Genomic DNA, 16280 nt, shown 5'->3' on the forward strand with positions numbered 1-16280 from the left:
GGCTTATCCTCGAATGGCCCAGAAGGCCAGGTTCAGGCCAGGGAATTCGCCGGCGACGTAGAACGCGAAGCCGCCGGAGTGCTGCAACTGCTTCCAGTGCTCGCTGCCACGGTCCAGCTCGAAGTAGGTGGAGCCGGCATGGAACGGGATCTGCCGGGGCGCGACCGGCAGCGGCAGCAGGCCGATGCCCGGCAGTTGCAGGTTGACCAGGTCGCGGATGTGCTCCACCGAGCCGATCTTGCTCTGCTGGCCGAAGCGGCTGCGCAGGGTCTCGCTGGGCACGTCGGCGCGCACCACCAGGATGAAGCTGGCGCTGTCCAGCAGGCTGCGGTCGGCCAGTTGGGCAACGTGCACGCCATAGGCCTTCTCGACGATCGGGATGGCCACCGCCTTGCTGTCGATCAACGTCGACAGCGCCTCGCGCAGCGCGCCCAGCACCGGCTGGAAGGTCGCCGCCAGGTCGTCGTGCTGGTACACCGGGTAGCTTTCCGGGCGCCGGCCTTCGCGGGTGAAGGTGGCGAATTCGCCGGCCAGGGCCACCAGTTCGCTGTACAGGCGCTCCGGGTGCAGCGGGCTCAACTGGCCCAGGTGCTCGACCAGCGGCTGGGCGCGGTTGACCAGTTGCAGCAGCATGAAGTCGGCGATCTCCGAGGCGCCACCGTTGGCCGAGGCCACCACGCGCCCGGCCAGGGCCTCGCCGCGCTGGTGCAGCAAGCCCAGCAGCTCGCTGCGAAAACCCGACAACGGGTTGCTGGCGGCCACGTCGAGCAGCGGCGGGATGTAGCTGTCGTCCAGCACCAGGGCGCGGTCGGCGCGCTTCTCGCGGATGCGCACCACGCCGAGCGCGGCGTGGTCGCCCAGGCCGTCCTCGCTGCGCAGCAGGCGCAGGGCGCGGCTGCCCAGGGCCAGCGGCGCGCGGTTCTCGAACGGCGCGTTGTCGTCGCGCACCTCACTGACCCGCGCCACGTAGCGCGCACCGTCGGGCAGCTCACCGTCGTCGACCGTGTCGCGGGCGCCGGCGCGCTTGAGCGGCAGGCCCAGGTGGATCACCGCGTCACGCAAGTCGTCGGGGATTTCCAGCGGCGGCGGCGGCAGGTCGTCGCGGGGGATGTCGAACGGCGTGCCGTCAGGCAACAGGCCGCGGGCGCTGAGGATCGCCAGCTTGCCCTGGGCCAGCAGGCCCTGGTCGATCAACAGCTCGGAGAACCCCCAGGCCGCCGTCGACAACGGGCGGCTGCGGGCGTCGATGAAGTTCTCCAGGTAGCGGTCGTGCTGCTGGAAGTGCTGGGTGGTGATGAACATGCCTTCCGACCAGACCACACGATTGTTCCAGGACATGAATTCTCCGATTGCCTAGCGGGCAGGCTCAGGTTGCGGGGCGGCCACGGCGCTGCGCACGGCGCGCACATCGAGGCTGATCTGGTAGTCGCGCGGCGGCACCGGCAGCACGCTGCGCCATTGCGCCTGGTCGACCTCGCGGTAGCCGACCACCAGGCCGACCTGGCGCGTGGCCGGGTGCAGCGGACGCTCGAGGCGCAGTTGCTCGCCGGGGTGCAGCAGCACCTCGTCCAGGTCGAGCAGGTCGGCGCCCAGCGTGGCCTGGGCGCGCTCGGCCAGGGCGAAGTAGTCGGCGCGGGCGAAGGTGGCGGTGTTCTTCAGTTCGTAGAGACGCACCCGCACGGGGGCGGGGCTGCCGGTCGCACCGGGGTTGAGGCCGGCGGCGGCGCTGAAGTACAGGGTGACGGCGGGCGCCTGGGCGTCTGGCGCGGGCGCCGGGGCGACCGCCGCGTCCTTGCCGCAGCCACTGAGCAGCACGAAGGCCACGGCTGCGATCAGTCTTGTTGCACTCATCCTCGTCCTCATGACGTATTGGTGTTCTTCCTGCCGGGGTGCCGGCCCTCAGGCGCGTTGCAAACGGGCGTTGTGGGCCTCGTAGGCGCGACTGAACTCGCGGCCGAACAGGTCCTGGAAATCGTCCTCGGCTTCCTGGGAAATCTGCTGGTACAACGCGGTGAACTGCTGCCAGCAATGGGCCTGGCGCGAACCGCCGAATAGCTTGGCCAGCCCTGCGGCGGGAGCCAGGCGGGCCTCCAGCAGGCCCGGCTCGAAGCGCGCCAGCAACTGCTTGATGGCCGCCTCGACACCGGCCATCACCGCCAATTGGTGGGCACGCAGGTCGTCGAAGCTGTCGCGCACGGCCTGGTCGGGGGCCATGAACGCCGGGTTGCCGTGGCGCAGCAGCAACAGCAGCGCCTCGTCGGCATTCGGCGCGAACTTGAGCGGGTTGTTCTGCACCGGGGCGATGGTGGTCTGCTGCATGCGGAACTCGCCCTTGAGGCTGCTGCGCGCGCGCAGCACGTCGATCAGGCCCTCGACCATCAGCCGGTAGCTGCGCCCCAGCGCTTCCATCTGCGCGGCGGCGTCGCCCGCGTCGATGCGCAGGTGCTCGATGCCGGCGCCGCGCAGATACGCCTGCAACAGCGCATCGCCCGTGGCGGCGGTGGGCGGCGCGACGGGCGTGGGCGCAGGGCTTGGGAGGGGCGCAGGCGCGACCTCCCGCGGCGGGGTGGCTTGAGGCGGCGGCGCCAGTGGCGAGGTGTCGTCGAGCAGGTTCCAGTCCATCGGGATCACCCCCGGGGCGGCGGGCGGCGCAGCCTGGGGCGGTGGCGTCGGGGCCACGGGGGTTGGCGGGCGGAAGTCGTGCTGCTGGGCCGGCACGTGGTCCGGCTGGCTGGCCGGCGGGGTGCTGGACGGGCCAAGGAAATCGAACAGGTCGGGCAGCGTGTCGTGGCTGGAAGCGCCTTGCAGGAAGGCCGCCGGCGCCGCACCCAGGGTGGGTGTCGCTGGCGCGGCCTGGTTGGCCATCAGGGCCTCGAAGCTCTGCGCGCCTGGCGCACTGGCCGAAGCCAGGGAAAAGCCCGAATCGATGCGCGCCTGGATTTCGTAATCGCCAATCCGAATAACTTCGCCGTCCATCAACGGCTCGCTGTTACCGCGCCGCAGGCGTACACCGGCATGCACTAACTCCACGCCGTTGGTGCTGTTATCGGTCAAGTAATACCGCCCGTCGCGAAACTGCACCACACAGTGCGAAGACGATACCAAGCGCTCTGGATCGGGCAATACCCAATCATTGTCCGCGCCACGGCCAATAGTGATGGCACCGTTTTCGACAATCTTCTCCGGGCATTGACCCGGCGTAATCTTGTGATAACTGGTGATAGTTAGGCAAAGTGCCATCACGCCTCCTGCATATATATGAAACACGCATCCATTCAATCGAGTGCTTTTTTAAAGCCGCGCTCAGAAAACCATAAAACCCTTAAAAATCAGTAGCTTCATCAATAATTTCAGCGTGTGGACGAGGATTTTAACGCCATCGATAAGGCACTTTGATAGCGGCCGACAAATGGGTTGTCCAACCTGCAAACTCGATCACAGCTCCACTGCAGGGCGGCTAGCTTACCTTGACAGCGTTTTGGAAATAAACCATAAATGCGCAACTTCTGAATGCCAATGTGATATCACCCTGATATCAGCTTTATATTGTTTCTTAAGTTTGTGCGCCAGTTCACAAAAACAACTTAGCGCATTAAACACCCTCGCCACGGGACGATACGGAGATCGATTCTGGTGAACTCACCGTTGCTGCTCGCCGCTGTTTCCGCGGACTTTCCCTGTGGTGAAGACCTCGAGTACGACGCCGACTTCCTGCAACTCGAGCGCGACGCCCAAGGGCGCCCGGAACGGGTCATGGGCGATGCCGTGCAGGCCGCCGAACCACCCGCGTGGCGCGCCATCGAGCAAACCAGCACGACCCTGCTGCAACGCAGCAAGGACCTGCGCATCACCCACTTCCTGGTCCAGGCCAACCTGGCGCTGCATGGCTTGCCAGGCCTGGCCGCCAGCCTCGAGCTGATCCGCGACCTGCTCGGCGAGTACTGGCTGCACCTGCACCCACAGCTCGACGCCTCCGACGACAACGACCCGACCGTGCGCATCAACGCCCTCGGCGGGCTGACCTGCGACACCAATATCGCCCTGCTGCGCGACGCCGTGCTGGCCCGCTCGCGCGCCTTCGGCCCGGTGACGCTGCGCGCCGCGCTGCACGCCGCCGGCCTGCAAACCTTCGCCAGCGAGCACCTGAGCGTCGAGGAACTGGCCGCCGCCCTGCGCGACGCAGACCCCGAGCAACTGGCGCAGACCCGCGAGGCGCTGAAGCTGGCGCGCGAGGCCTGCGAGGCCATCGAGCGGCGGGTCAGCGACCAGGTCGGCTCGGCCAGCGGCGTCGACCTCGGCGAGCTCAAGCAGCCGCTGCGCCTGGCCTTGCAGGTGCTCGCAGACTACGCCCCCGGCGGCGCGGCGCCGGCCGGAGACAGCGCCGAGGCCGCCAGCCCTGACAGCCCCCAGCCCGCGTCCGAGGCGCCCCAGGCCAGCTCGCGTCCGGCGGCCCGCCCCGGCGAGGTGAACAGCCGCGAAGACGTGCGCCAGAGCCTCGACCGCCTGCTCCAGTACTACGCCCGCCATGAGCCTTCCAGCCCGCTGCCGGTACTGCTGCGCCGGGCGAAGAACCTGGTCGATGCCGACTTCGCGACCATCGTCCGCGACCTGATCCCCGACGGCCTTTCGCAGTTCGAGAACCTGCGCGGGCCCGAGGCCGACTGACACCACCGCCAGCCGCAACGAACGACGCCGCCCGAGCGGCGCCCAGGAGGAACCACGTGGCCAAAGACAGCTCCCAGAAATTCATCGCGCGCAACCGCGCGCCACGGGTGCAGATCGAGTACGACGTCGAACTGTACGGCGCCGAGAAGAAGGTCCAGTTGCCCTTCGTCATGGGCGTGCTCTCCGACCTCGCCGGCAAGCCCGCCGAACCGCTGCCGGCAGTGGCCGAGCGCAAGTTCCTGGAAATCGACGTCGACAACTTCGACTCGCGCCTGAAGGCCATGAAGCCACGCGTGGCGTTCAACGTGCCCAACGAGCTGACCGGCGACGGCAACCTGAGCCTGGACATCACCTTCGAGAGCATGGACGACTTCAGCCCCGCCGCCGTGGCGCGCAAGGTCGACGCGCTGAACCAGCTGCTGGAGGCCCGCACCCAGTTGGCCAACCTGCTGACCTACATGGACGGCAAGACCGGCGCCGAAGACATCATCCTGAAAGCCATCAAGGACCCCGCCCTGCTGCAGGCCCTGGCCAGCGCGCCGAAACCCGCCGACACCGAGCCGAGTGCCTGAGGAACCCGTCATGACCGACCCATTGCGCGATACCCAGGCCGCCACGGCCGCCACCCAGGACCCGAGCGAGTTCGCCGCGCTGCTGCTTCAGGAATTCAAGCCCAAGACCGAGCGCGCCAAGGAAGCGGTGGAAAGCGCCGTGCGCACCCTCGCCGAGCAGGCCCTGGCGCAGACCAGCCTGGTGTCCAACGACGCCATCGGCTCGATCGAGCAGATCATCGCCGCCATCGACGCCAAGCTCACCGCCCAGGTCAACCAGATCATCCACCACGATGACTTCCAGAAGCTGGAAAGCGCCTGGCGCGGCCTGCACTACCTGGTCAACAACACCGAGAGCGACGAGCAGCTGAAGATCCGCGTGCTCAACATCTCCAAGACTGACCTGCACAAGACCCTGAAGAAGTTCAAGGGCACCGCCTGGGACCAGAGCCCGATCTTCAAGAAGCTCTACGAAGAGGAATACGGCCAGTTCGGCGGCGAGCCCTACGGTTGCCTGGTCGGCGACTACTACTTCGACCAGTCGCCCCCCGACGTCGAGCTGCTGGGCGAGGTGTCGAAGGTCTGCGCATCGATGCACGCGCCGTTCATCTCCGCCGCCTCGCCCACGGTGATGGGCATGGGCTCGTGGCAGGAGCTGTCCAACCCGCGCGACCTGACCAAGATCTTCACCACCCCGGAATACGCCGGCTGGCGCTCGCTGCGCGAGTCGGAGGATTCGCGCTACATCGGCCTGACCATGCCGCGTTTCCTGGCGCGCCTGCCCTACGGCGCCAAGACCGACCCGGTGGAGGCCTTCGCCTTCGAGGAAGACACCGACGGCGCCGACAGCAGCAAGTACACCTGGGCCAACGCCGCCTACGCCATGGCGGTGAACATCAACCGTTCGTTCAAGCACTACGGCTGGTGCTCGCGCATTCGTGGCGTGGAGTCGGGCGGTGAGGTGCAGGGCCTGCCGGCGCACACCTTCCCCACCGACGACGGTGGCGTGGACATGAAGTGTCCGACCGAGATCGCCATTTCCGACCGTCGCGAGGCGGAGCTGGCGAAGAACGGTTTCATGCCGCTACTGCACAAGAAGAACACCGACTTCGCCGCGTTCATCGGCGCCCAGTCGCTGCAGAAGCCGGCCGAGTACGACGACCCGGACGCCACCGCCAACGCCAACCTGGCCGCGCGCCTGCCGTACCTGTTCGCCACCTGCCGCTTCGCCCATTACCTGAAGTGCATCGTTCGCGACAAGATCGGCTCGTTCAAGGAGAAGGACGAGATGCAGCGCTGGCTGCAGGACTGGATCCTCAACTACGTCGACGGCGACCCGGCGCACTCCACCGAGACCACCAAGGCCCAGCATCCCTTGGCGGCCGCCGAGGTGGTGGTCGAGGAGGTCGAAGGCAACCCGGGGTACTACAACTCGCGCTTCTACCTGCGCCCGCACTACCAGCTCGAAGGGCTGACGGTGTCGCTGCGCCTGGTGTCGAAGCTGCCTTCGGCCAAAGGGGCCTGAGCCTGAACGGGGGCCGCCGCGCGCGCCTTCGCGGGGCAAGCCCGCGATGGGCTGCGCAGCAGCCCCGATAGAACCGCCAACCGACGCGAAACTCCGAGGACATCATGGCTGTAGATATTTTCATCAAGATCGGCGACATCAAGGGCGAGTCCATGGACAAGACCCACAAGGACGAAATCGACGTGCTCAACTGGAGCTGGGGCATGTCCCAGTCCGGCAACATGCACATGGGCACCGGCGGTGGCTCGGGCAAGGTCAGCATCCAGGACCTGTCGATCACCAAGTACGTCGACAAGTCCAGCCCCAACCTGATGGCCCACTGCTCCAGCGGCAAGCACATCGACAAGGTCAAGCTCACCGTGCGCAAGGCCGGCGGCGAGAGCCAGATCGAGTACATGATCATCAACCTCGAAGAGGTGATCATCAGTTCGCTGAGCACCGGCGGCTCGGGCAGCGACGACCGCCTGACCGAGAACGTCAGCCTGAACTTCGCCAAGGTCACCGTCGACTACCAGCCGCAGAAGGCCGACGGCACCAAGGACGGCGGCGCCATCAAGTACGGCTGGAACGTGCGCCAGAACGTCAAGATCTGACCGGCCGCGCTGGCGCCAAGGCGCCAGCGCCCTCCCCACGCCTGACCCGCGCAAGGTGCCCCCATGGCCAAGCCTGCCTTCATCAACCTGTGGAATGCCTACCCCACCGACGCCTCGCCTTGCGATGGCCCGTGGGACAACCAATGCGCAATTCGCATGAGCATCGCGCTCAACGGCGAGCATACGATCAAGGTCAATGCCAGGACCTACAGCGAGCCGCGTTGCGCCCATGACCACGCCAGGGGCGCCGAGTCATTGGCCAACTGGCTGTGGAAACACCACCTCGGCGCGCCACTGCAACTGAGCGGCAGCGCCGCAGACCGGCGCAAGCTCAGCGAGAAGCGCGGCATCATCTTCTTCAAGGATTGCTTCGCCCGTGCGGGGCAGTCCTTCGAAAACCGTACCGGCGACCACATCGACCTGTGGGACCGAGGCCGGGTGACAGGCTACTTCGCCGACCAAGCCCATCGCTCCAAGGCGGTGTGGTTCTGGGAGCTGAAATGAACAGACTGCTCAAAGCGGCGCCTGGCCTGCTGATCGCGCTGGCCCTGAATGCGTGTGCCCAACCAGCCCCGTCATCTTCGCCGCCCGGCCTACAGGTCAGGCTTGGCGAACACCGGCTTGCGCTGGTGAATCACCAAGGCCGCTGCGCGCTGCAAAAGGCCGATCAGTCATTGCTCGAGCTGCAAATGCCATGGCCCTGCCAGTTGAGCCCGGAGCGCAACAGCGGCAAGCCTCGCGTGGAGCGGTTCAATGGCGCACAGATCATCATCGTGAGCCATGTGGCAGCCGACCCGTCGCAGCCAGGCCGATGCAATAGCCAGTACCAGGCCGTGCGGCTGATGAAGACCCGGCTCGAGCCCTCCATCCTGGCAACCGGCGCAAGCTGCTCGACCGGCCCGGTGGACCAGAAAGACTTCGTGGGGCTGTTCACGTGGTAGCCGACATCGCCGCCCGCGATCGCCTGCAACCCTCGTTGCTCGACCGCCTGACCGACGACGACCCCGGCAACCCACAGGAAGCCCCGGACAAACGCGTGCTGTCGCTGCACCAGCTCAAGGCCTCGGTGCTGCGCGACCTGGCCTGGCTGCTCAACACCACCTCGCTGCTCGACGCCGCCGCCACCCTGGGCACGCCTGCCGGCGCCTCGGTGCTCAACTACGGCCTGCCGGCGCTGGCCGGCAACAGCGCCTCGAACATCGACCTCGGCGCGCTGGAACGCATCATCCACCAGGCGATCGCCACCTACGAGCCGCGCATCCTCGCCCACACCCTCAAGGTGCGCGCCCAGGCCGCCCCCGGCGAGATGAACGCCAACGCCCTGAGCTTCGAGATCGAAGGCGACCTGTGGGCCCAGCCGGCGGCGCTGCCGCTGCTGCTGCACACCGACCTGGACCTGGAGTCCGGCCATGTGCGCGTGGCCCCTGCCGAGCGCCGGAGGCGGGCATGAACCCGCGCCTGCTCGAGCTGTACAACCAGGAATTGCGGCACATCCGCGAGAGCGCCGCCGAGTTCGCCAAGGAATACCCGAAGATCGCCGGGCGCCTGACCCTGTCGGGCATCGACTGCGCCGACCCCTATGTCGAGCGCCTGCTCGAAGGCTTCGCCTACCTCACCGCGCGGGTGCAGCTCAAGCTCGACGCCGAATACCCGACCTTCACCCATAACCTGCTGGAAATCGCCTACCCGCACTACTTGGCGCCGACCCCGTCGATGACCGTGGTGCAATTGCAGACCGACCCCGACGAAGGCTCGCTCAGCGCAGGCTTCGCCCTGCCGCGCGACAGCGTGCTGCGCGCCAACCTGGGCCGCGACGCGCAAACCCCGTGCGAATTCCGCACCACCCAGGACGTCACCCTGTGGCCCTTGCAAGTGGCCCGCGCCGACTACTTCGGCAACCCCGGCGCGGTGCTCGGGCGCCTCGCCGCCAGCGAGCCGAAGGCCCGCGCCGCACTGCGCCTGACCCTGCGCAGCGGCGCCGAAACGCCCTTCGCCAGCCTGCCACTGACGCACCTGCCGCTGTACCTCAACGGCGCCGACGAAACGCCGTTCCGCCTCTACGAGCAACTGCTGGGCAACGCCTGCGCGGTGTTCGCGCGCCAGCCCGGCGGCGACTGGGTCGAGCGCATCGCCGTCGAGGACGCCCTGCGCCCGTGCGGTTTCGACGACCGCGAGGCGGCGCTGCCGGTGGTGCCGCAGGCGTTCCAGGGCTACCGCCTGCTGCAGGAATACTTCGCCCTGCCGCAGCGCTTCCTGTTCGTCGACTTCGCCGGCCTGGAGCGCGCGGTAAAACGCTGCGACGGCCAGGAGCTCGAATTGCTGGTGCTGTTCGAGCGCTTCGACCCGAGCCTGGAAGGCAGCGTCGGCCCGCAGCGCTTCGTGCCCTTCTGCACCCCGGCGATCAACCTGTTCCCGCGCCGGGTCGACCGCATTCACCTGAGCGACAAGGTCAACGAGCACCATGTGATCGCCGACCGCACCCGGCCCACCGACTTCGAGGTGCACTCGCTGCAGCAGGTGACCGGCCACGGCACCGGCGCCGACCAGGCGTTCCTGCCGTTCTACGCGGTGCGCGACCCGTCGCGCTATGGCCGCGACCAGGCCTACTACATCGTGCGCCGCGAGCCGCGCGTGCTATCCAGCGAGCAGCGGCGCAACGGCACGCGCTCGAGCTACATGGGCAGCGAGACCTTCGTCAGCCTGGTCGACGGCCAGCAGGCGCCGTACCGCCACGACCTGCGCCAGCTGGGCATCAGCGCGCTGTGCAGCAACCGCGACCTGCCACTGTTCATGACCGTCGGCGACGGGCGCAGCGACTTCAGCCTGGCCGACAGCGCGCCCGTATCGGCCGTGCGTTGCCTGGCCGGCCCCAGCCGCCCGCGCGCCAGCCACGCCCACGACAACCGCGCCTGGCGGCTGATCAGCCAACTGTCGCTGAACTACCTGTCGCTGGCCGAACGCGGCCAGGGCGCTGCCGCCCTGCGCGAACTGCTGCGCCTGTACGGCGACAGCCAGGACAGCGCCCTGCAATTGCAGATCGACGGCCTGCGCGAAGTCAGCAGCCAGCCCTGCACGCGGCGCCTGCCGATGCCCGGGCCGATCGTCTTCGGCCGGGGCCTGGAGATCACCCTGGAGTTCGACGAGAACGCCTTCCGCGGCACCGGCGTGTTCCTGCTCGGCGCGGTGTTCGAGCGCTTCCTGACCCGCTACGTGTCCATCAACAGCTTCACCGAAACCGTGCTGCGCACCACCGAACGCGGCGAGATCATGCGATGGAAAGCCAAGCCCGGACGCAGGCCGACCCTGTGAACACGCTCGAAGCGATGCAGGCCGAGCCCTGGCAGTACGACTTCTTCCAGGCCCTGCGCCGCCTCGAGGCCGAACACCCCGAGCTACCGCGCTTCGGCCATTCGCTGCGCCTGGCCGATGAGCCGGTGCGCCTGGGCCAGCGCCTGGACTGCGCCTTCGCCCCGGCCACGCTGGCCTCGGTCACCCCCGCCGAAGACCAGGGCCCGGCGCGCCTGGAGCAGTTCTTCTTCGGCCTCGGCGGCCCCAACGGCCCGCTGCCGCTGCACCTGACCGAGTACATGCGCGAGCGCCAGCGCAACCACGCCGACGCCACCAGCAAGCGCTTCCTCGACATCTTCCACCACCGCCTGCTGAGCCTGTTCTACCGCGCCTGGGCCGAGGCCCGGCCGACCGTCAGCCATGACCGCCCGGGCGATGACTACTGGGCCGCGCGCCTGGCCGCGCTGAGCGGGCGCGGGCAGCCCGCGCTGCTCGGCCAGGGGCCGCTGGCCGACACCGCCAAGCTGCACTACGCCGGCCACCTGGCGGCGCAGACCCGCTACCCGGACGGCCTGTGCAGCATCCTCGCCGGCTACTTCGGCGTGCCGGTGCGCCTGGAGGAGTACGTCGGCCAGTGGCTGGAACTGCCTGAACGCAGCCAGCTCGGCGTGCGCGCCAACCGCCTGGGCCATGACCTGTGCCTGGGCCGCTACACCTGGGACCGCCAGCACAAGTTCCGCCTGTGCCTCGGCCCGCTGACCCTGGACCAGTACCACGCCCTGCTGCCCGGTGGGCAGGCGTTCGTCGAGCTGGCCGCGTGGGTCGCCGAATACCTGGGCCACGAGCTGGACTGGGACCTCAACCTGATCCTCAAGCAGGGCGAAGTGCCCGCCCTGCGCACCGACAGCGGCCGCCGCCTGGGTTTCGACACCTGGCTGGGGCGCCCGCCACACGACGCCAACGACCTGTCGCTGGCCCGCTACTACGCCGGGCAACCGGTCGAATCGCCTGCCACAAGGAGCATGGACCATGGGTGAAATCAGCCGCGCCGCGCTGTTCGGCAAACTCAACAGCGTCGCCTACAAGGCCATCGAGGCCGCCACGGTGTTCTGCAAACTGCGTGGCAACCCCTACGTGGAACTGGCGCACTGGCTGCACCAGTTGCTGCAACTGCAAGACAGCGACCTGCACCGCATCGTGCGCCAGTTCAACGTCGAGCCGGCGCGCCTGGCGCGTGACCTCACCGACGCCCTGGACCGCCTGCCGCGTGGCTCGACCTCGATCACCGACCTGTCCTCGCAAGTGGAGGAGGCGGTGGAGCGCGGCTGGGTGTACGGCAGCCTGATGTTCGGCGAAAGCCAGGTGCGCACCGGCTACCTGCTGGTGGGCATCCTCAAGACCCCAAGCCTGCGCAACGCCCTGCTGAGCCTCTGCGGCGAGTTCGCCAAGCTCAAGGTCGAGGCCCTGAGCGAACGCTTCGACGAGTACGTCGGCGACTCGCCGGAAAACCACCTGGCGGCCAGCGACGGCTTCAACGCCGGGGTGCCGGGCGAAGCCAGCGGTGCCGTTGCGCCGGCGGCGATGGGCAAGCAGGAGGCGCTCAAGCGCTTCACCGTCGACCTCACCGAGCAGGCGCGCAGCGGCAAGCTCGACCCCATCGTCGGCCGTGACGAGGAGATCCGTCAGTTGGTCGACATCCTCATGCGCCGTCGGCAGAACAACCCGATCCTCACCGGCGAGGCCGGCGTCGGCAAGACCGCCGTGGTCGAAGGCTTCGCCCTGCGCATCGTCGCCGGTGACGTGCCGCCCGCGCTCAAGGACGTCGAGCTGCGCAGCCTGGACGTCGGCCTGCTGCAGGCCGGCGCCAGCATGAAGGGCGAGTTCGAGCAGCGCCTGCGCCAGGTGATCGAGGACGTGCAGGCCTCGCCCAAGCCGATCATCCTGTTCATCGACGAGGCCCACACCCTGGTCGGCGCCGGTGGCGCGGCGGGCACCGGTGACGCCGCCAACCTGCTCAAGCCGGCCCTGGCCCGCGGCAGCCTGCGCACGGTGGCGGCGACCACCTGGGCCGAGTACAAGAAGCACATCGAGAAAGACCCGGCCCTGACCCGCCGCTTCCAGGTGGTGCAGGTGGACGAGCCGGGCGAGGCCAAGGCCTTGCTGATGATGCGTGGCGTGGCCTCGACCATGGAGAAGCACCACCAGGTGCAGGTGCTCGACGAGGCGCTGGAGGCGGCGGTGAAGCTGTCGCACCGCTACATCCCGGCGCGCCAGTTGCCGGACAAGTCGGTGAGCCTGCTCGACACCGCCTGCGCACGGGTAGCGATCAGCCTGCACGCCGTGCCGGCCGAGGTCGACGACAGCCGCCGGCGCATCGAGGCGCTGGAGGTCGAGTTGCGGATCATCGCCCGCGAGGCCGCCATCGGCGTGGCCATCGGGCAGCGCCAGGCCCAGGCCGAGACCCTGCTGGGCGAGGAGCGCCAGCGCCTGGCCGAACTGGAAAGCCGCTGGGCCGATGAGAAAGCCTTGGTGGACGAACTGCTGGCCACCCGCGCGCAGTTGCGCGAGCAGGTGGGCGTGGTCGACCACGAGGTCGAGGGCAGCCATGCGCTGCGCGAGCAACTGGTCGACCTGCAACAGCGCCTGGCCGCGCTGCAAGGCGAAGCGCCGCTGATTCTGCCGACCGTCGACTACCAGGCGGTGGCCTCGGTGGTCGCTGACTGGACCGGCATCCCGGTGGGCCGCATGGCGCGCAACGAGATCGAGACCGTGCTCAACCTCGACAGCCACCTGGCCAAGCGCATCATCGGCCAGGACCACGCGCTGAAGATGATCGCCAAGCGCATCCAGACCTCCCGCGCCGGGCTCGACAACCCGAACAAGCCGATCGGCGTGTTCATGCTCGCCGGCACCTCCGGCGTGGGCAAGACCGAGACCGCGCTGGCCCTGGCCGAGGCCCTGTACGGCGGCGAGCAGAACCTGATCACCATCAACATGAGCGAGTTCCAGGAAGCGCACACCGTCTCCACCCTCAAGGGCGCGCCCCCCGGCTACGTCGGCTATGGCGAAGGCGGCGTGCTGACCGAGGCGGTGCGCCGTCGGCCCTACAGCGTGGTGCTGCTGGACGAGGTGGAAAAGGCCCACCCCGACGTGCACGAGATTTTCTTCCAGGTGTTCGACAAGGGCGTGATGGAAGACGGCGAAGGCCGCCAGATCGATTTTCGCAACACGCTGATCCTGCTCACCACCAACGCCGGCACCGAGCTGATCGCCGACATCTGCAAGCACCCCGAGGCGCTGCCCGAGCCCGATGCGGTGGCCACGCAACTGCGCAAGCCGCTGCTGGAGATCTTCCCGCCGGCCCTGCTCGGGCGCCTGGTGACCATCCCCTACTACCCGCTCAGCGACGCCATGCTGCAGGCCATCACCCGCCTGCAACTGGAGCGCATCCGCAAGCGCGTGGAGGCCACCCACAAGGTCGGCTTCGCCTATGACGATGGCGTGGTCGAGCTGATCGTTTCGCGCTGCACCGAGACCGAGAGCGGCGGGCGAATGATCGACGCGATCCTCACCAACGGCCTGCTGCCGGACATGAGCCGCGAGTTCCTCACCCGCCTGCTCGAAGGCCAGCCGTTGGCCAGCGTGCGCATCAGCCGCCGCGACAACGACCTGCACTATGACTTCGGCGCCACGGGCTGACGGAACCGACCATGCTGTTCAAGCAACTCACGCGCCTGGCGCAGATCAACAGCCCCCTGGGCCCGGACGTGCTGATCCTCGAGGAGATGGCCGGCGGCGAGGAGCTCGGCCGCCTGTTCGACTACGAGCTGCAGCTGACCAGCGACGATCCGGCCATCGACCTCAACCAGTTGCTGGGCAAGCCGATGAGCCTGTCGGTGCAGTTGAACGTCGGCAACAGCCGCCACTTCCATGGCATCGTCGCGCGTTGCAGCCAGTCGGTGCAGCGTGGCCAGTTCGCCAGCTACAGGGTCACCCTGCGGCCCTGGCTGTGGCTGCTGACGCGCACCAGCGACTGCCGGATCTTCCAGCACCAGACCGCGCCGCAGATCATCAAGCAGGTGTTCCGCGACCTGGGTTTCTCCGATTTCGAGGACGCCCTGAGCCGCGGCTACCGCGAACGTGAATACTGCGTGCAGTACCGCGAGACCAGCTTCGACTTCGTCAGCCGGCTGATGGAGGAAGAAGGCATCTACTACTTCTTCCGCCACGAGGCTGAACGCCACGTGCTGGTGCTGGCCGACGCCTACGGCGCGCACCAGAAGGCGCCCGGCTACGAGACGGTGCCGTTCTACCCGCCCGACGGCCAGCACCGCGAGCGCGACCACATCAACGACTGGTACCTGGCCCAGGAGGTGCAGCCCGGTTCGCTGGAGCTCAACGACTACGACTTCCAGCGCCCCAGCGCGCGCATCGACGTGCGCTCGACCCTGCCGCGCCCGCACCAGGCCGGCGACTACCCGCTGTACGACTACCCCGGCGCCTACAGCCAGACCCAGGACGGCGAGCACTACGCGCGCACGCGCCTGGAGTCGCTGCAAAGCCTGCACGAGCGCATCGAGCTGCGCGGCAACGCGCGCGGCCTTGGCAGTGGCCACCTGTTCAACCTCGAAGGCTTCGCACGCCAGGACCAGAACCGCGAATACCTGATCGTCAGCGCGCGCTACCACGTGCTCCAGGAGCGTCTGGAAACCGGCAGCGGCGGCGGCGCGCCGCAGTTCGAAAGCAACCTTAGCTGCATCGACGCGCAGCAGAGCTACCGCCCGGTCGCCAGCACCCTGCGGCCGATCGTCAAGGGCCCGCAGACCGCCGTGGTGGTCGGCCCCGCCGGCGAGGAGATCTGGACCGACCAGTACGGCCGGGTGAAGGTGCACTTCCACTGGGACCGCCACGACCAGTCCAACGAGAACAGCTCGTGCTGGATCCGCGTGTCGCAAGCCTGGGCCGGCAAGAACTGGGGCTCGATGCAGGTGCCGCGGATCGGCCAGGAGGTGATCGTCAGCTTCCTCGAAGGCGACCCGGACCGGCCGATCATCACCGGGCGCGTGTACAACGCCGAGCAGGCGGTGCCCTACGACCTGCCCGCCGGCGCCACCCAGAGCGGCATGAAAAGCCGCTCCAGCAAGGGCGGCAGCCCGGCCAACTTCAATGAAATCCGCATGGAGGACAAGAAGGGCGCCGAGCAGTTGTACGTGCACGCCGAACGCAACATGGACACCGTGGTGGAGCAGAACGAAACCCTGTCGGTGGGCGCCAGCCGGGTGCAGACCGTGGGCCTGCTGGAAACCATCACCATCGGCCAGGACCGCATCCGCGCGGTGCGCCGCGACGACATGCTGCTGGTCGGCGCGAGCAAGACCGACAGCATCAGCACCAGTTACCTGATCGAAGTCGGCGACAACCTGCGCCTGGTCTGCGGCAAGAGCGTGATCGAGCTCAACGCCAGCGGGCAGATCAACCTCAGCTGCGTGCAGTTCAGCTTTCACGCAAGCCAAGACGCCGAGATCAACACCGACGGCACCCTCGACCTGAACGTCGGCAGCGGCGCGCAGACCGCGCCCGACGACCAGGGCGTGAAAACCACCATCGACGACTCGGTGAAGGCGATCTTCTCCGACAAAGGCCAGTAAACGAGACGCC

At 67.9% G+C, this 16280-nt stretch carries 14 protein-coding genes; 11 read left to right on the top strand and 3 right to left on the bottom strand.

Annotation, left to right across the window (positions count from 1 at the left end):
• Positions 1-3: 3 nt before the first annotated feature.
• Genes tssK through tagH form a run of 3 tightly spaced genes read right to left on the bottom strand, consistent with a single transcriptional unit; the run spans position 4 to position 3240 of the window.
• Positions 4-1338, bottom strand: a complete 1335-nt coding sequence (tssK, locus tag P0Y43_RS01215) for a type VI secretion system baseplate subunit TssK (protein ID WP_275635470.1) — start codon at positions 1336-1338, stop codon at positions 4-6.
• 15 nt (positions 1339-1353) lie between these two features.
• Positions 1354-1851: a type VI secretion system lipoprotein TssJ gene (tssJ, locus tag P0Y43_RS01220; RefSeq protein ID WP_275635471.1), complete on the bottom strand. Its 498-nt coding sequence runs from the start codon at positions 1849-1851 to the stop codon at positions 1354-1356.
• Positions 1852-1899: 48 nt separating this feature from the next.
• A complete protein-coding gene (gene tagH, locus P0Y43_RS01225) occupies positions 1900-3240 on the bottom strand; it encodes a type VI secretion system-associated FHA domain protein TagH (protein WP_275635472.1) in 1341 nt (446 codons plus the stop codon).
• Between the two features lie 393 nt (positions 3241-3633).
• Between tagH and tssA the strand changes: the two genes are divergently transcribed.
• From tssA to P0Y43_RS01280, 11 genes are all read left to right on the top strand, one after another.
• A complete protein-coding gene (gene tssA, locus P0Y43_RS01230; RefSeq protein WP_275635473.1) occupies positions 3634-4665 on the top strand; it encodes a type VI secretion system protein TssA in 1032 nt (343 codons plus the stop codon).
• A 56-nt stretch (positions 4666-4721) separates the two neighbouring features.
• On the top strand, positions 4722-5237 hold the full coding sequence (gene tssB / locus P0Y43_RS01235; protein ID WP_275635474.1) for a type VI secretion system contractile sheath small subunit: 516 nt from the start codon (positions 4722-4724) through the stop codon (positions 5235-5237).
• 10 nt (positions 5238-5247) lie between these two features.
• Positions 5248-6741: a type VI secretion system contractile sheath large subunit gene (tssC, locus tag P0Y43_RS01240; RefSeq protein ID WP_275635475.1), complete on the top strand. Its 1494-nt coding sequence runs from the start codon at positions 5248-5250 to the stop codon at positions 6739-6741.
• A 104-nt stretch (positions 6742-6845) separates the two neighbouring features.
• On the top strand, positions 6846-7334 hold the full coding sequence (locus P0Y43_RS01245) for an Hcp family type VI secretion system effector (RefSeq protein ID WP_275635476.1): 489 nt from the start codon (positions 6846-6848) through the stop codon (positions 7332-7334).
• A gap of 63 nt (positions 7335-7397) precedes the next feature.
• Positions 7398-7838 (top strand): type VI secretion system amidase effector protein Tae4, encoded by a 441-nt coding sequence (locus P0Y43_RS01250; RefSeq protein WP_275635477.1) that lies wholly within the window; start codon positions 7398-7400, stop codon positions 7836-7838.
• Complete coding sequence (locus P0Y43_RS01255; RefSeq protein ID WP_275635478.1) at positions 7835-8275, top strand: hypothetical protein; 441 nt, start codon at positions 7835-7837, stop codon at positions 8273-8275. Before P0Y43_RS01250 ends, P0Y43_RS01255 begins: the two co-directional genes overlap by 4 nt.
• Positions 8269-8784, top strand: coding sequence for a type VI secretion system baseplate subunit TssE (gene tssE / locus P0Y43_RS01260; RefSeq protein WP_275635479.1), 516 nt, complete (start codon positions 8269-8271; stop codon positions 8782-8784). The genes P0Y43_RS01255 and tssE overlap by 7 nt, the downstream gene beginning before the upstream one ends.
• On the top strand, positions 8781-10643 hold the full coding sequence (tssF, locus tag P0Y43_RS01265; protein ID WP_275635480.1) for a type VI secretion system baseplate subunit TssF: 1863 nt from the start codon (positions 8781-8783) through the stop codon (positions 10641-10643). The genes tssE and tssF overlap by 4 nt, the downstream gene beginning before the upstream one ends.
• Positions 10607-11659 (top strand): type VI secretion system baseplate subunit TssG, encoded by a 1053-nt coding sequence (tssG, locus tag P0Y43_RS01270; protein ID WP_275635481.1) that lies wholly within the window; start codon positions 10607-10609, stop codon positions 11657-11659. The genes tssF and tssG overlap by 37 nt, the downstream gene beginning before the upstream one ends.
• Complete coding sequence (gene tssH, locus P0Y43_RS01275; RefSeq protein WP_275635482.1) at positions 11652-14321, top strand: type VI secretion system ATPase TssH; 2670 nt, start codon at positions 11652-11654, stop codon at positions 14319-14321. The genes tssG and tssH overlap by 8 nt, the downstream gene beginning before the upstream one ends.
• An 11-nt stretch (positions 14322-14332) precedes the next feature.
• Positions 14333-16270, top strand: a complete 1938-nt coding sequence (locus P0Y43_RS01280; RefSeq protein ID WP_275635483.1) for a type VI secretion system Vgr family protein — start codon at positions 14333-14335, stop codon at positions 16268-16270.
• Positions 16271-16280: the final 10 nt, after the last annotated feature.

It is taken from the genome of Pseudomonas entomophila, assembly GCF_029193575.1.
GTDB lineage: Bacteria > Pseudomonadota > Gammaproteobacteria > Pseudomonadales > Pseudomonadaceae > Aquipseudomonas > Aquipseudomonas entomophila_G.